Source organism: Plantibacter sp. CFBP 8775 (genome assembly GCF_014839505.1).
Taxonomy (GTDB): domain Bacteria; phylum Actinomycetota; class Actinomycetes; order Actinomycetales; family Microbacteriaceae; genus Plantibacter; species Plantibacter auratus.
This window is the reverse complement of record NZ_JACYNV010000001.1, coordinates 1688664-1704150: the sequence shown is the minus strand read 5'-3', so window position 1 is coordinate 1704150 and position 15487 is coordinate 1688664. Positions and strand designations below refer to the sequence as shown.

Sequence of the window (15487 nt, the reverse complement as noted above, 5' to 3'; positions counted from 1 at the left end):
GAAACGAGGGGAACCCGCCCATGAGCAACGACGACACCACACCACAGCAACCAGGCCGACCGAACCCGGGCGAGCAGCAGCACCAGCCGTCCCAGGGTGACCAGCAGCCCTCGTACCAGCAGGGTCAGCAGCAGCCCAACCCGTACCAGTCCGGTCAGCAGCAGCCCAACCCGTACCAGTCCGGACAGCAGCAGACCCCGAACCCGTACCAGCAGGGTCAGCAGGGCCAGCAGAACCCGTACCAGTCCGGGCAGCAGCAGACGCCGAACCAGGCACCCCCGGCTCCCTACGGTCAGCAGACCGGTCAGCAGACCGGCGCCCAGAACCCGTACCAGCAGGGCCAGCAGCCCAACGGCCAGTACGCGACGGCGCAGAACCCGTACGCGACCGGTGCTCCGAAGCAGCCGATGGACCCGAAGCAGAAGAAGCGGATCATCCTGTGGTCGTCGATCGCCGGTGGCGCACTCGTGCTCATCGCCGCCGCCGCCATCACCATCAGCGTGCTGAACACCACGGCGTTCGGCCCGCAGGCGAAGGTCGAGGAATACCTCAAGGCCATCGCCGCCGGCGACGCGAAGCTCGCGACGAGCCTCGTCGCACCGGACCCCTCGATCGTCGGCAGCACCGACGACGAGTCCGCAGCGCCTGAGGAGTCCGCAGAGCCCGAGGCGACCCCGGATCCGTCCGCGTCGGCCGATCCGGATGCGGACGCCGAAGCCGAGGCTCCGGCCGCCGTCAAGCCGACCGCTCTGCTCACCAACGAGGTCCTGAAGGGCGCCGACGAGCGCATCAAGAACCCTGAGGTCGGCCGCGTCTACAACCGCAACGGCGAGGCACGCGTGCAGGTCACGTACGAGCTCGGTGGCAAGAAGTACGAGGACTCGGTCACGCTCGAGAGCGAAGGCAAGCAGTTCCTGTTCTTCGACCAGTGGAAGCTCGCCAGCTCCCTCGTCGGCAGCATCAACGTCTACACCGGTCTCGGTGGCACGGCGTTCAGCGTCAACGGCGTCAACTTCGACGGCGCGTCCGACGAGAGCCTGTTCGCCTACCCGGCCATCTACACGGTCGCTCCGCCGGAGAGCAAGTTCTTGCAGGGCGACGCCCAGACCATCACGCTGAGCTCCTACAGCGCCGGCGAGGGTTCGGCCTTCATCGACATCGACGTGACCGCCACCGAGGCACTCACGACCGAGGTCACGAAGCAGGTCGTCGCGATGATCGAGAAGTGCCTCGACGCCACCACGCTCGACACCACCTGTGGCGTCATGCCGGACTGGCAGCAGAAGCAGTTCACGAGTGTCGGCCCGGTGACGTGGACGCTCACCTCTCCCCCGACCGTCGAGGTCGATGAGAGCGGTTCGTACTTCTACACCTCGGACGGCCGGATCGACGGCTCGTTCGACGCCTCCTGGTACGGCAGCGCCGTGGCGGGTCAGCAGGTGTGGGACACGTACCTGAACTTCCCCGGCAAGATCACGATCGACGCCGACGACAAGGTCACGGTGACGTTCGACTCCGACGAGCAGACCGAGTAACGGTTCTCGCCTGAACGCCGAATGGGGCGGCACCTCCGGGTGCCGCCCCATTCGTGTGTCCGGGGCCGGGAGGCCCTCGCCTAGAAGCCGCCGCCGATGGTGCTCAGGCGTTTGATCCGTTCGACGAGCGGCGGGTGGGTACTGAACAAGCGGGCGACCGCGCCGGGCTTCAACGGGTCGGAGATCCAGAGGTGCGCCATGGACGAGTTCTGCTTCGCCATCGGTCGACCGTAGGCGGCGAGCTTCCCCAGTGCGCTCGCGAGCGCTTCCGGGTGACGGGTCGTGAGGGCGCCCGTCGCGTCGGCGAGGTACTCGCGCTGCCGTGAGATGGACAGCTGGACGAGCGTCGCGAGCAGCGGTGCCACGAGCATCGCCACGATGCCGATGATCAGCATGACGGGGTTGCCGCCGTTGTTGTTGTTCCGGTTGCCGCCTCCCCAGATCGTCATCCGGAGGAGCATGTCGGAGAGGAACCCGATCGCGACGACGAGGCCGAAGACGACCATGGACACGCGGATGTCGTAGTTGCGGACGTGACCGAGTTCGTGGGCCATGACCCCCTCCAGCTCGGCATCGTTGAGGATCTCCAGGAGCCCGGTCGTCGCGGCCACCATCGCGTGTTGGGGGTCGCGACCCGTCGCGAAGGCGTTGGGCGCCGGGTCGGCGATGAGGTACACCTCGGGCATCGGCGTCCCGGTCGTGATCGCGAGGTTTTCCACGATGCGGTACAGCCTCGGGTTGTCGGCCAGCTCGATGCGCTGCGCGCCGGTCATCGCGATGGCCTGCCGCCCCGCGAAGAAGTACTGGATCACCGCGTACACGACGGCCACGACGAGCACCACGATCGTGATCGTCAGGTTCTGGTAGAGATACCCCGCGAGCCAACCGAGGCCGCCGATGATGACCAGGAAGACGACGAAGATCAGGACCGTGTTGAGCTTGTTCCTGGCGATGGCGCGGTACATGGGACTGCGCTACCGCACGTCAGAACTGGACGCGCGGCGGTTCGGCGATCGCCGCGTTGTCGGTGACCTCGAAGAAGTCGTGCTCCGAGAACCCGAGGCCCTTGGCGAACAGGTTGTTCGGGAACACCTTGACCTTGGTGTTCAGCTCGCGGACACCGCCGTTGTAGAAGCGGCGCGAGGCCTGGATCTTGTCCTCGGTGTCGACGATCTCGGACTGGAGCTGGAGGAAGTTCTGGCTCGCCTGGAGCTGCGGGTAGGCCTCCGCGACGGCGAAGATGCTCTTCAGCGCCTGCTGCATGTGGGTCTCGGCCTCGCTCACGGCCGCCGGCCCCTGTGCGGTGAGCGTCTCGGCACGAGCCTTCGTCACGTTCTCGAACACGGCCTTCTCGTGCGCCGCGTACCCCTTGACCGCCTCGATGAGGTTCGGGATGAGGTCGGCGCGCCGCTTCAGCTGGACGGTGATGTCGCTCCACGCTTCCTCGACCCGCACGTTCAGCGTCACGAGCGAGTTGTACGTCACCCAGAAGTAGATGCCGACGATGACGACCAGGGCGACGACGATGAGGACTGGGATCAGCCATTCCATGAGGATGGGCTCCTTGTGAGTCGATGGAGAGCGGGTCTACTCATTCTACCTGCGACCTGCCGGTGCCCTTGGGGAGTTCGGAGGAAGCACGCAGCAGGCGCGCAGCGCGGACGCACCGGACTCCCGGCGGGCCGTCATTCGCCGAGGACACGTGCGAGGTACCGGTTCCCGAACAGGCGGCCGGGGTCGAGACGGTCGCGGAGGCGGACGAATTCGTCGAAACTAGGATAGACGCCACGCAGGGACGACGCGTCACGGCCGTGCAGTTTGCCCCAGTGGGGCCGGCCGCCTAACTCGATCATGATCGCCTCGACGGCGCGGAAGTACTCCCCCGGGTCCTCACGGAAGAAGCGGTGCACGGCGACGTATCCGGTCGCTCGTCCTGATGCCGTGGAGAGCCACAGCTCGTCGGCCGCTGCGACCCGGACCTCGATTGGGAAGGAGATCCGCCACCCTCGCTCCTCGATGAGCGCGCGGATCCGGGCGAACGCGGTCGGGAGGTGCTCGAGCGGCACCGCGTACTCCATCTCCACGAACCGCACCGTGCGGCTCGTGGTGAACACGCGCGTCGACCGATCGGTGAACTCGCGGTCGCCGACGAGGCGGTCCGCGAGCCGGTTCACGCGCGGGACGATGGCCGGCGCGACGACGCCCGTGTTGCAGAGGACCCGGTAGACCCCGTTGGCGAGGAGCGTGTCGTCGACCCACTTCGCGACCGGGCGGAGTGGCCTGGTGGGCGCGTCACCCGGCAGCCGGTGGTTCGTCTTGGTCAGGGCGGTCGTGGTGTGCGGGAACCAGTAGAACTCGAAGTGGTCGACGGCGGCGGCCCGGTCGAGCAGCTCGGGCAGCAGCTCGTCGAGCGGCTCCGGCCGCTCCACCGCGTGCAGCACGAACGCCGGGACGCACTGCAGCGTGACCTCGACGAGGATCCCGAGCGCTCCGAGCCCGAGCGCCAGCGCCGGGAGGAGCTCTGGCTCCTGCTCGGCGTCCGACGTCAGCAGCTCGCCGTCCGCGGTCACCATCGTCACCCCGACGACCTGCGTCGCGATGCCGCCGAACGCCGACCCGGTCCCGTGCGTTCCGGTGGAGATCGCGCCGGCGACGGACTGCCGGTCGATGTCACCGAGGTTCGGCATGGCGAGACCGAACGGTTCGAGGAGACGGGGGATGTCGTGGAGGCGCGTGCCGGCGCGGAGGGTCACGCGGTTACGTTCCCGATCGACCCGGACCAGGCCGCTCAGGGCGTCGAGCTCGAGCAGCACACCGGGCGCGACGGCGATCCCGGTGAAGCTGTGTCCGGCTCCGACCGCCTTGATCGGGAGGCCCGCCCCCGCTGCGGCACGCACGAGGCGCTGCACCGCGCCGACCGAGTCGGGTCGCTCGACCCGCACGGGCCACGCCCGCTCGGTCCGCGCCCAGTTCGTCCACGCTGTCGTCTTCCCCATCAGACGAACCCCTGCCCTTCGCCGCGGTACGTCGGTAGGACGGCTTCCACCCCGTCGTCCCCGACCACGTGGAAGGCGTCCACTCGTTCGCTGAGCTCCCCGGACTTCGTGTGCCGCAACCAGACGCGGTCACCGAGACGGAGCGACGCCGCAGCAACCCCGGAGACCGGCGTCTGCACCTCGCCGGCCATCTCCCGCGGGAGCATCTCGAGGCCCTCCGGCCACGCGATGAGCGGGAGGCGGTCGAGCCCTGGCGGACCGGAGGCGACCCATCCGCCGCCGAGGATCGTCGCGAGCTCCGGCGACGGCTTCCGGACGACCGACAGACCGAACGCCGCGGCCGGTGCCGGCGTGAACGCCCGGTAGTGGTCGAAGAGGTGTCCGCCGAAGACGCCGCTCCCCGCGGCGATCTCGGTCACCGAGTCGTCGGACGCGGTGAGCTCGAGGGATCCCGTCCCGCCGCCGTTGACGAACTCCAGCTCCGCGACCGCTCGGACCTCCGCGACCACGGCGGCACGACGTTCCCGGAGTTCGGCCCACGAGCGTCGCTGGATCGCGCGGAGCGCAGCCGACCACGCCGGTCGACCCGCGAGGTCGTCCCCCTGCCCGGCGATCTGCGCTTCATAGGCCATGATCCCGACCAGGCTGAAGCCGGGTCGGGCGACGACCGCCTCCGCGAGAGCCCGGACCTCGTCCGGCGTGCGCAGCGGAGAGCGGCGCACACCGACGTGGCCGAGGGCGGGCGCACGGAAGGAGGCGTCGAGCTCGATGCACACGCGCATGCGTGCGCGTCGCTCCGGTGGCGTCACTGCGTCGACGAGGTCGAGGTGGTCGAGGGAGTCGATCATGAGGGTGATCCGCGAGGCCGCCCGTTCGTCGGCGGCCAGCCGCGCGATGGCGCCCCGCTCCGCCGTCGGGTAGCCGACCACGATGTCGTCCACCGTCTCGGACAACCAGAGCGCCTCGGACAGGGAGTAGGCCAGCACGCCGGCGTACCCGGGTTGTCTGAGGAGCGCGTCGATCACCGCTCGGACGCGGATGGACTTGCTGGCGACGCGGATCGGTTTCCCCGCGGCCCGTCGGAGCATGTCGTGCGTGTTGTGGCGGAGCGCCGCGAGATGCAGGACGGCGACGGGCGAGTCGACGTCCGAGACGGCCCGCTCGATGCCGCCCCAGTACCGTCTCGGGTCGAGCCAGGGCATCGGGTCGGACACCCGGCCGCCGGCGGTCAGTTCGATGCTCATCAGCGCACTCCTCGTACTCGGGTGACAGCGACCGCCCCTGCGACGGCGCAGGCCGCGGAGACGAGGTAGAGGCCGGCGAATCCGCCGAGCCAGGCGACGAGGCAGGCGCCGATGAGCGGAGCGACCGCCTGCGGCACCGCCTGGGCGATGTTCATGATGCCGAGGTCCTTGCCGTGCGACGCCGGGTCCGGCAGGACCTGTGTCGCGAGCGCCTGGTCGACCGACATGAAACAGCCGTAGCCGAGCCCGATGAGCGCCGCCGAGACGAACCCCATCGGCAGCGAGGGCCAGATCGCGAGCAGGAGTGCGGCGAGCGCCTGTGAGGCGGAGGCCGCGACGACGAAGACGCGTCGTCGGCCGATGCGGTCGGACAGTCGGCCGAGCAGGATCGAGGACCCGACGACGAACACCGTGTAGACGACCGTGACCAGCAGGAGGTCGGTCTCGGCGTCGGCGTCCCCCAGCCCGAAGAGCAGGAAGTAGAACAGCAACGAGGTGCTGAAGGCGTTGCCGAGGTTCACGAGGACGCGGCTGAGCATGGTCCAGGCGAAGTCGGGGTGCCGTCGCGGTGAGATCCAGAGGCTCTCCAGGAGCGCGTGCACGGTGAGTGGCGCGGGGCGCTCGCCCGTCGGGAGTGGATCGGGCAGCCGGAGGAAGGGCACGACGAGCACGATCAGGAGGACGGCGAGTGCCAGGTACCCCACGACCATCTGGGTGCCGAGCAGGAGCAGGAGGGCGATGCCGAGGATGACCCCGACGGCCTGCGGAGCGGAGATCCACCCCGAGACGAAGCCGCGCTGCCCCACGGGCACCTGATCGGAGATGGTCGCGGTGAGCGCCGCTCCGAGGATGCAGAAGCCGATGATGGCGAGGCACCAGCAGACGCCGATGCCGACGATGCCGGTCTGGAGTCCGAGGAGGACGAGCCCCAGGGCGAAGACGAGCGCACCACCCGCGATCCACGGGCGGCGTCTCCCGAATCGCGACCGTGTGCGGTCGGACAGGGCGCCCGTCAGCGGATACACGACGATGGAGCAGAGTCCGGCCGCCCCGGCGACGACTCCGAAGGCGACGACGCTGTCCACCCAGTGCTCGGGAGCGAGCGTCGCGTCGATCTGCGCGGGCAGGAGGAGCTGCAGCGGGGCGAGCTGGGCCATCCAGACGCCCAGCCAGGCGACCGCGAAGGCGGCGACCCAGCGCCCGGTGACGCGTCGGTCGGCCGGGTGGTCGACGGCTGCGGTGCCGAGGCCGCTCATCTCGACCCCGGTTCGGCGAGGGTTGCGACGAGGTGCGCCACCGTCCCGACGAGTCGCCGGGCTTCGGCATCGTCGCGTCGCACCAGCCAGCCGAGTGTCAGGCCGTCGGTGAAGGCGATGACGGTCCGCGCGATCTCGTCGACGGGCTGCGTCCAGGTGCTGCCGCTGACCGTGGCTGCGAGCGCGAGCGCCTCACACGCGAGCTCCTCGTACCGTCGGTACTGCTCGAGCGCGAGGTGTTCGAGGCCCGGCGTCCGCATCGCGTAGGCGCTGAGCTCCTGCATCGCCGCCTCCCGATCCGGATCGGCGCGGAGGAGGTCGACGTAGCGTTCGAGGCCGGCACGGACGACGGCCTCCAGGGTGGGCGGATGCTCCTGACCGGTGTCCTCGTCCGTCAGCAGCTCGCCGATGTCGAGGACGACGCGTTCATGCTCGACGACGTGTGCGACCAGTTCGGCGAGGAGCTCGTCGCGGGAGGCGAAGGCGTAGTGGAAGCTGGCGAGCGACATCCCGGCCTCGGCCACGATGGCCCTGGTCGTGGCGGCGGCGACGCCCTCGGCTGCGACGACGCGGAGGGCGGCGCTGATCAGCTCGGCTCGTCGGTCGACAACGGAGATCCTCGGCATCGCAACCCTTCCCGGGGCGCCTGCGGGTCGTGCCGCTCCATCGCGGTCGACTCGACTGGGACGGATGACCCAGTCGCGCCAGTATGGCGGACCGCTGGCCCGAGCGCACCTGTCGCGATGGTTTTCCCGTGCGGATCGGCCGGGAATGTGACCCGATCTGGCGCGGGAGGTTGACTTCCCGCGGTGATCTTGGGGGAATGGAGACGGTGACCGGGGAACACGCGCGCGCAGGAACAGGAGTCCGATCGAATCGCTCGATCGGACGCGTCGCGATCCTCCTCGCTGTCTTCCTCTCGGCCGGACTCTGGACGACGACCGTCGCGGGTCCTGCATCAGCGACGCCCGAGCCGCTCCCCACCCCGAGCGAGAGCGCTGCAACGCCGACCCCACCGCCACTCGACGGTCCGACCATCACGAGTCCCGGCTCCGGTTCCTTCATCGGCAGCGGCAGCACCACGGTCACCGGGACGAAGGACGCCGGCACGGGCGTCCAGCTGCAGGTCGGCGACGGTCTCGAGCCGGTCTGCATCCTGCCGCAGGACGACAGCACCGACTGGTCCTGCACGATCGACCTGCCCGACGGCGGCGGACTGCTCATCACCGCCGTGGAGGTCGGCGGGCCGGAGACGCTCTCCGCACAGATCTCCGTGTCCGCGCTCGGCCCGCCCACCATCACCGAGGGGACGCCGAGCAACGGCGGCGTCCGCGGCACCGCCTACCCCGGGGCGACGGTGACCGTCCGCGCCGACTCCGGTGCCACCTGCAGTTTCGCGGCGGACAGCTCCGGAAGTTGGTTCTGCGTGCTGGGCGAGCCGCTGCCGACCGGCGACCTCTCCGTGACGGCGACGCAGCAGGCGTCGTTCAGCGGCAATCAGCGCTCCGACGCGTCCGCTCCGATCGTGCTCACCATCGACCGCGACGCTCCGGCTCCGCCCGAGATGTCCTCACCGACGGCCGGACAGGCGATGCCGATCTCGGCGGCGAGCTACGCCGGCACCGGCGAGGAGGGCGCGACCGTCACGGTCTTCGCCGACTCGACATCGGTCTGCACGGCGGTCGTCACCGGTGGCGCCTGGAGTTGCTCAGGCGGGGGCGTGCCGGCGGGTGCGCACGTGGTCCTCGCGATCCAGCAGGATGCCGCGGGCAACACGAGCGGGGCGAGTAGGGCGATCACCCTGACGTTCGGCGACGCATCGGCCACGCCCGCCACGCCGGCACCGTCCGCCTCCCCATCGCCGTCCGACGGCACCGAGCCCGCGCCCGCGCCCGGGGCACCCGCTCCGGGGACGCAGCAGCCGACCCCGTCGCCCAGCGGCGAACCGGTGCCCGGCGCCGCCCCGCCCAGCGGCGGTGGCGGGCTCTGGTCGGGGACGACACCGTTCACGCAGACCCTCGCCTCCACGATCGACGGCCGCGGCCAGCCGGTCTGGTGGCTCGCCGCCCTCCTCGCCCTCGCGGCGGTGGCGCTCATCGCGATCCCGGCCCGACTCCTCGCGACCTCCATCGCCCCCTGGCGCGCCACGATCGCCGACCGTCGTCGTGCAGCGGTCACCGGGCGAAACCGACCGAGGGACGAGTTCGAGCGGGTCCCGTCGGTCCCGCTCCCGAGTCGCACAGCGCTGGCCGTCATCACCGCCGTGCTCGCGGCAGGCATCCTGATGTTCGCGCACCCCGTGAGCGGTCAGCCGGCGTATCTCCGACTGTGGTTCGCCTCGCTCGTCGCCGTGGTCGCGATCAACGTCGTGGGCCTGCTCGCGCAGCTCGTCGTCGCCCGTCGAGCCGGGCTGGGCTCGATGAGCGTCAGCGTCCGTGTCGGCGGACTGGTGACGGTCGGCATCGTCACCGCGCTCTCACGCCTCCTGGCTCTGCAGCCGGCTCTGCTCTTCGCGCTGCTGACCGAACTCCGGCCGACCCGGAGACCCGAAACGCATGAAGTCGGCTCGACAGCCTCGGTGGAGACCGATTCCGATGCCATCACGCCGCGCATCGCGGGCCGCCTCGCGCTGGCCCGGATCGCTGCGGCCGCCGGGCTCGGTTCGATCGCCTGGCTCGTGTCGGCGCTGGCCGGCGAGCCGAGCGGCGGTGCAGGCGCGATGCTCGTCGAGGCCGTGAACCTGACCGCGATCGCGGGGATCGGATCCGCGTCGATCGCGCTCCTCCCCCTCGGGCCGCTCGGTGGACGCGCCATGCTCGCCTGGTCGAGGCCGGTGTGGCTCGGCAGCGCATTCGTGGGCTTCACGCTGCTGTTCGGGCTCCTGGGCCCGACGGCGACGGTTCCGGGCGCGGGTGAAACGCTCGTCGGACTCCTGCTGGGGTCGCTCGCCTTCGCGGCGGTCGGCGCTGGGACGTGGGCCTGGAACCGTCACCTCCGGCCGCTCATCGAGGCACGCTAGGCCACACTCCTCCGGCGACGGCGGTTGGGAACGGCCCTGCCCTACAATCGCGGTGAAGGCCACACACCGGGTCGAGAACCCGGTGCCGAGGTGCGGGAGGGTTCGGGATGTTCGGTTCGAAGAAGAAGCTCGACGATCTCATGGCGCAGCTCAGGCCTGACCTGAGTCGGGAAGCACTGGGCGTCGGGCCCGCCTTCCCCGGCGTCGCCCCGAATCCGGTCCTCAGCGGAGATGCTCGCAAGCGGAACGCCGAACTGCGTACGGGGACGCTGGCGCTCGGTGTCCTCGTCGACTGGCGGGAGGTCAACAACAATCCACGCCTGGTCCTGATGCTCGACGTGGAGACCGCCGACGGCCGCTCATTCCGCGGGATCGCCGACGAGAACTTCACGATCACGGAGCTCACTCGACTCGCCCCCGGACAGACGTTGCCCGTGCGCTACCGCCCGGACGTCATGGACCACTACGTCGCCCTCGCGCGCGACGCGGACCCCGCGCTGGTGCAGCAGCTCGCGGACGAGATCGCAAGACGCAAGCGGCGCTGATCCGATCGCCCGGGCGGCAGGGGTCGCGACGATCGCGATCCGATCGTCGGGGACGACTCAGCCGGCGTCGGCGGGACGCTCGACCGGCAGGCCGCTGGCGGCCCACTCGGAGATGCCCCCGGTGACGTTCACGGCGTCGTAGCCCTGCTGTTCGAGGTAACCCGTGACGCGGGCACTGCGGCCGCCGGAATGGCACATGACGTACACGGTCTCTTCGCGGGGCACCTCGTCGAGGTGGTCGAGGAAGGATGACATCGGCAGGTGTCGGGCACCGGGCACGCTGGCGACGGCGACCTCGTCGGCTTCGCGGACGTCGATGATGACGGCCTGCTCGAGCTTGCTCAGTTCGGTGGGGGTGATCTCCTGCATCGTTTCAGCCTACCGTCGAGGACGTGCCGCCGGGCCGGAAGATGCGGCGGGCAAGCGTGAGGGCGAGGTAACCCGAATACCTCGCCCTCACTTGAGGCGTCTAGCAACCGGTCGACCAAGAAGCTTGCGGCTTCCGGGACCGGCTCACGGGTGACGCCCCCACCTCGAAGGTAGCGGACTCGAGGCACCTTGCGTGACGCAACACCGCCGTGTCGCGTCCGCGTCGTCGGTTTTGTGCACCCCGTTCAGGGGTCAACGCCCGAGGCATCGTTGTCTCAGTGCGCGCTGTCGGGGTCGCGAGGGATGTGGAGCTCACCCGGGTCCACGTCGACGTCGCCCGTGTCGTCCGGACCGCCGGTGCCGGGGGCGACGTTGATCATGCCGGAGGCGATGTCGGGATCGCGGACGACGGGCTGCCCGTCGTCCTGCTTGGCCGCAGTCTCCGCCTCACTGGAGGGGCTGTACGTGCGGTCCTTGCTCGTCTGCTCGTCGTCGTTCACTGCGCGGTCGTGGTCGCTCGGAGTACTCATGCTGAGCACGCTAGTCGCGCTGCCACGCCCGGCAGGGACCCTTGCAGGATCGAGGCGAACGTGCAGACCGCTCAGTGCAGGCGGCGGATCGACGCCGACGCGATGACGGGTCGTGCGGCCTCGATGTACGACGCCAGCGTCTCGCGCAGTGCCGCCGCGTTGTCGTCGGTCAGGTCGATCTCGTAGTTCTCGCCGTCGATACCGAACCGGACCGTCTCCCCCAGCCCGCGGGGGATGTCGGAACCGTCGAGGTCGTCGACGAGCGTCGTGATCGTGCGGGTAGCCATGCGTCCATCCTTCCATGCGGGAGGCGGTACGCGTCGTACCCCCGGTGGGGTTCGAACCCACACTGCGGCGATTTTAAGTCGCCTGCCTCTGCCAATTGGGCTACGGGGGCGTGCACCTCATCGTATCGAGGCGCCGAACGCCGAGAGGCGCATGCCCCGGCGGACCGGATGACATGCGCCTCTCGAGGAACGGAGCTGGGCTCCGGACCGGACTACTTGTTCGCGCTGACTTCCTCAGCAGGCGTCGCGTAGGCCTGCTCGTCGTCGGCACCGGTCGGGGCTCCGGTGCCGGCAGGAGCCTCGGCGGCAGGCGCCTCGGCGGCGGGCGCGGCGGCCTCGGCCGGGGCGGCCTTCGGCTTGCGCTTCACGGGAGCCTTGCGAACGGGCTTCTCAGCGGCTGCGGGAGCCGCCGGAGCTGCTGCGGGGGCCGCAGCGTCCGCCGGGGGCTTCGGGCGAGACGCGAAGGTCTCGAAGGCCTCACGCGGCGTCTGCACGGCCGACAGGGAGACGATGTCGCGTCCCAGCCAGAAGTTGTTCCACCAGCCACCGAACACGCGGAACTTGCGCTCGAAGCTCGGCATGGCCAGCCCGTGGTAGCCACGGTGCGCGAACCAGGCCGGGAGGCCCTTGATCGCGAGGTTGCCGGACTGGAAGACACCGACGCCGATGCCGAGACCGGCGACCGCACCCATGTTCTTGTGGAAGTAGTTCTTCGGCTCCTCGCCACGGAGGACCGCGGTGATGTTCTTCGCGAGCAGCTTGCCCTGACGGACGGCGTGCTGAGCGTTCGGCACGCAGAAGCCACCGACGCCACCACCGCTGAGGTCGGGGACGGCGGAGACGTCGCCGGCTGCCCAAGCACCCTCGACGATGTCGTCGTCGGTACCGACGCGGAGGTCGGCGCGGGTCTTGATGCGACCGCGCTCCTCGACGGGGAGGTCGCCACCGCGGACGACGCCCGGGTTCGCCATGACACCGGCGGTCCAGACGATGAGGTCGGACTCGAACGACTCACCGGTCGAGAGCTCGATCTTGCCGTCGACCGCCGACTGCAGCTGGGTGTCGAGGTGCACGAGCGCGCCGCGCTCGGCCAGGTTCTTGAGGACCCAGTGGCTCGTCTCGATCTTGACCTCGGGCATGATGCGACCCATGGCCTCGATGAGGTGGAAGTGCGTGTCCTCGAAGGAGAGCTGCGGGTAGAACTTCAGCAGCGAGCTCGCGAACGAACGCAGCTCGGCGAAGACCTCGATACCGGCGAAGCCGCCACCGACGACCGTGAAGGTCAGCAGGCGGTCGCGCTCAGGCCCGGCCGGCAGGTTCGCGGCCTTGTCGAAGTTGGAGAGCACGCGGTCGCGGATCGCGACAGCCTCTTCGATGGTCTTGAGACCGATCGCGGTGTCGGCGACACCGGGGATCGGGAAGGTGCGGGAGACGGCTCCGGCGGTGACGACGATGATGTCGTAGTCGACCTCCCAGGGCTCACCGACCTCGGGCGTGATGGTCGCCTTCTTCTCGGCGTGGTTGATGCCCGTGACCTTGGCGGTGATCACGTTGGTGTGCTTCAGGTGGCGACGCGGCGAGACGACCGCGTGACGCGGCTCGATGGAACCGGCGGCGACCTCCGGCAGGAAGGGCTGGTAGGTCATGTAGGGCAGCGGGTCGACCATGGTGACTTCGGCCTCACCACGACGAAGCTGCTTCTCGAGCTTCCATGCGGTGTAGAACCCGGCGTAACCACCACCGACGATCAGAATTTTGGGCACGGCGAACGATCTCCTACGTCAAGACGATTGGTTCAGATGAGTGTCTGAGAATATCGGAACAGAGTACTACTTCTGCAGCACCCGCTTGAAATGCCTGGTAGCGCCTATGACACCGAGCGTGACCAGGCTACCAGTTCCGAGGAGGAGCGCCAGTGGCAGCGAGCCGTAGAGCAGGGTGCTCGGCGTCGGGAGGAACGGGTTCGCGCGCACCTCGACGGCCTCGTTCTCCGGGATCGCCGGGGGTACCGGCTCCGGTGTCGGCGACGGCTGCTCGGCACCCGGATCGGGATCGGGGACCTGCGGTGCCCGTCGGTAGAGCGTGATCCAGTCGGACAGCTGCTGCTCCGGCGAGGTCGCCGCCGGACCGACGGAACCGCTGACCGCCTTCGCGGCGTCGATGAGTCCTGCACCGTAAATGGGGCTCTGCGCGGAGTCGCCCACCTGCTTCGCCGTTGCCGTCACGCGCTTGATGGCGTCGGCGGCGCTGAGCTCCGGCCAGGCGGAGCGGACGAGGGCCACGAGTCCGGAGACGATCGGCGCCGCCCCGCTCGTCCCCTGCCACTGCACGTAGGACCCGGCGGGCGTCACCCCGACGAGTTGCTCGCTCGGCGCAGCGACGGCGATCGTGATGCCCTGGCTCGAGGCGTCGAAGCTCGCCGACCCCGCGCGGTCGACACCGGCGACGGTCAGCACACCCGGGATCGTCGCCGGAGCACCGACCTCGACCGTCCCGCTCCCCCGGTTACCCGCTGCGGCTACCACGACGACGTCGTGCGAGAAGGCGTAGAGGAAGGCGTCGTCCCAGCTCGTCGGCCAGTCGAGGCTGTTGCGCGTCAGCGACATGTTGATGACGTCGGCGCCGTTGTCCACCGCCCACCGGACGGCGGTCGCGATCTGATCGTCCCAGGGGACGACGGCCGACCCGTCGGAGCCGAACCCGACCGAGACGGAGAGCAGGCGCGCTTCTGGCGCCACACCGATGACCCCGGCACCGCCCGTGCGACCACGTCCGGCGATCATCGAGGCGACCAACGTCCCGTGCTCGCTCCCCTCGGAGCCCACCGGTGTCCGGCCGTCGGGACTCCCGAGCCCGGAGACGTCGACGCCACCCGCGACCGCACCGGTCAACTCCGCAGGACCGCTCGCGATGCCGGTGTCGATCACGGCGACGGTGACACCGGCGCCTTTCGTCGTCTCCCACGCCGTCGTGAAGCCGTAGTCGCCGAGCCAGTACTGCATGTCGCGCACCGTGTCCGCCGACGCCGGGAGCGCCTGCGTCCCCACGAGCAGGAACGCCAGGAGCACCACGGACAGCGCCGACAGCGCACCTCGGAGGCCGTGCGGACGACGACGGTCTCCGCGTCGCGGACCGTCACTCCCCCACAGGCGACCCCCGTCGCGTGCGGGGCCTATCCCTGCCCCGCCTGGCCGTCCGCGCATGCGCACACCTCGGGGCTCCAGCTCGCGCGGTCGAGCGCGAGGTCGCCGATGGGGTTGACGCCCGGACCAGCCGCGAGGGCGTGGCCGACGAGCGCGTGGAGGCACTTGACCCGCACCGGCATACCTCCGGCGGAGATCCCGTCGATCTCGGCGACCTCGGCGATGGAGGTGCGGTCGGCGAGGTAGGCCGTGTGTGCGGTGGCGTAGTCGGCGCGGACCGCTTCGTCCTCGGCCAGGAGCTCGTTGTACTCGTTCATCACTTGGGTCGCCTCGAGCGAGGAGACCGCGGCCGTGGCGGCCGGGTGGGTCAGGTAGTAGAACGTGGGGAACGGCGTGCCGTCGGCCAGGCGAGGAGCGGTGGAAACGACCGTCGGGGCGCCGCAGACACAGCGCGCCGCGATGCCGACGACGTTTCGGGCCGGGCGTCCCAGTTGCGCCGACACGATCTCGACGTCGCGCTCGGAGACGGGGCCGAAGGGAGGGGTGCTCATGGTTCCATTATC

General features: G+C 69.9%; 15 protein-coding genes and 1 tRNA gene. 3 read left to right on the top strand and 13 right to left on the bottom strand.

Annotated elements, in window-relative coordinates:
• The first annotated feature begins 20 nt into the window (after positions 1 to 20).
• Positions 21 to 1535, top strand: coding sequence for a hypothetical protein (locus IFR14_RS08085; protein ID WP_191940759.1), 1515 nt, complete (start codon positions 21 to 23; stop codon positions 1533 to 1535).
• Between the two features lie 80 nt (positions 1536 to 1615).
• Here IFR14_RS08085 and IFR14_RS08080 read toward each other — a convergent pair whose 3' ends face one another.
• The 6 genes from IFR14_RS08080 to IFR14_RS08055 form a co-directional block, all read right to left on the bottom strand.
• On the bottom strand, positions 1616 to 2500 hold the full coding sequence (locus IFR14_RS08080; RefSeq protein ID WP_079002033.1) for a M48 family metalloprotease: 885 nt from the start codon (positions 2498 to 2500) through the stop codon (positions 1616 to 1618).
• A gap of 19 nt (positions 2501 to 2519) precedes the next feature.
• Complete coding sequence (locus tag IFR14_RS08075; protein WP_064296457.1) at positions 2520 to 3086, bottom strand: LemA family protein; 567 nt, start codon at positions 3084 to 3086, stop codon at positions 2520 to 2522.
• Positions 3087 to 3220: 134 nt separating this feature from the next.
• Positions 3221 to 4531 carry a D-arabinono-1,4-lactone oxidase gene (locus tag IFR14_RS08070; protein WP_191940758.1) on the bottom strand — a complete coding sequence of 437 codons (1311 nt, stop codon included), beginning with the start codon at positions 4529 to 4531 and terminating at the stop codon, positions 3221 to 3223.
• Positions 4531 to 5775 carry an alanine racemase gene (locus tag IFR14_RS08065; RefSeq protein ID WP_191940757.1) on the bottom strand — a complete coding sequence of 415 codons (1245 nt, stop codon included), beginning with the start codon at positions 5773 to 5775 and terminating at the stop codon, positions 4531 to 4533. Before IFR14_RS08065 ends, IFR14_RS08070 begins: the two co-directional genes overlap by 1 nt.
• Positions 5775 to 7031 carry an MFS transporter gene (locus IFR14_RS08060; protein ID WP_191940756.1) on the bottom strand — a complete coding sequence of 419 codons (1257 nt, stop codon included), beginning with the start codon at positions 7029 to 7031 and terminating at the stop codon, positions 5775 to 5777. The genes IFR14_RS08065 and IFR14_RS08060 overlap by 1 nt, the downstream gene beginning before the upstream one ends.
• Entirely contained in the window at positions 7028 to 7657 is a 630-nt protein-coding gene (locus IFR14_RS08055; RefSeq protein ID WP_191940755.1) for a TetR/AcrR family transcriptional regulator, read from the bottom strand. The genes IFR14_RS08060 and IFR14_RS08055 overlap by 4 nt, the downstream gene beginning before the upstream one ends.
• A gap of 206 nt (positions 7658 to 7863) precedes the next feature.
• Here IFR14_RS08055 and IFR14_RS08050 point away from each other — a divergent pair, with 206 nt between their 5' ends.
• Positions 7864 to 10050 carry a hypothetical protein gene (locus IFR14_RS08050; RefSeq protein ID WP_191940754.1) on the top strand — a complete coding sequence of 729 codons (2187 nt, stop codon included), beginning with the start codon at positions 7864 to 7866 and terminating at the stop codon, positions 10048 to 10050.
• Positions 10051 to 10157: 107 nt separating this feature from the next.
• Entirely contained in the window at positions 10158 to 10595 is a 438-nt protein-coding gene (locus IFR14_RS08045; protein ID WP_191940753.1) for a hypothetical protein, read from the top strand.
• 57 nt (positions 10596 to 10652) lie between these two features.
• Here IFR14_RS08045 and IFR14_RS08040 read toward each other — a convergent pair whose 3' ends face one another.
• The 7 genes from IFR14_RS08040 to IFR14_RS08010 form a co-directional block, all read right to left on the bottom strand.
• Positions 10653 to 10964 (bottom strand): rhodanese-like domain-containing protein, encoded by a 312-nt coding sequence (locus IFR14_RS08040; RefSeq protein WP_064296463.1) that lies wholly within the window; start codon positions 10962 to 10964, stop codon positions 10653 to 10655.
• 275 nt (positions 10965 to 11239) lie between these two features.
• Entirely contained in the window at positions 11240 to 11494 is a 255-nt protein-coding gene (locus IFR14_RS08035; protein WP_191940752.1) for a hypothetical protein, read from the bottom strand.
• 71 nt (positions 11495 to 11565) lie between these two features.
• Positions 11566 to 11781: a histone-like nucleoid-structuring protein Lsr2 gene (locus tag IFR14_RS08030; RefSeq protein WP_191940751.1), complete on the bottom strand. Its 216-nt coding sequence runs from the start codon at positions 11779 to 11781 to the stop codon at positions 11566 to 11568.
• Positions 11782 to 11817: 36 nt separating this feature from the next.
• Positions 11818 to 11891 (bottom strand) — tRNA-Leu (locus IFR14_RS08025).
• A 102-nt stretch (positions 11892 to 11993) separates the two neighbouring features.
• A complete protein-coding gene (locus tag IFR14_RS08020) occupies positions 11994 to 13544 on the bottom strand; it encodes an FAD-dependent oxidoreductase (RefSeq protein ID WP_191940750.1) in 1551 nt (516 codons plus the stop codon).
• Between the two features lie 66 nt (positions 13545 to 13610).
• On the bottom strand, positions 13611 to 14852 hold the full coding sequence (locus tag IFR14_RS08015; protein ID WP_307783479.1) for a S8 family serine peptidase: 1242 nt from the start codon (positions 14850 to 14852) through the stop codon (positions 13611 to 13613).
• Between the two features lie 101 nt (positions 14853 to 14953).
• A complete protein-coding gene (locus tag IFR14_RS08010) occupies positions 14954 to 15475 on the bottom strand; it encodes a DUF501 domain-containing protein (protein WP_124768964.1) in 522 nt (173 codons plus the stop codon).
• Positions 15476 to 15487 lie beyond the last annotated feature (12 nt).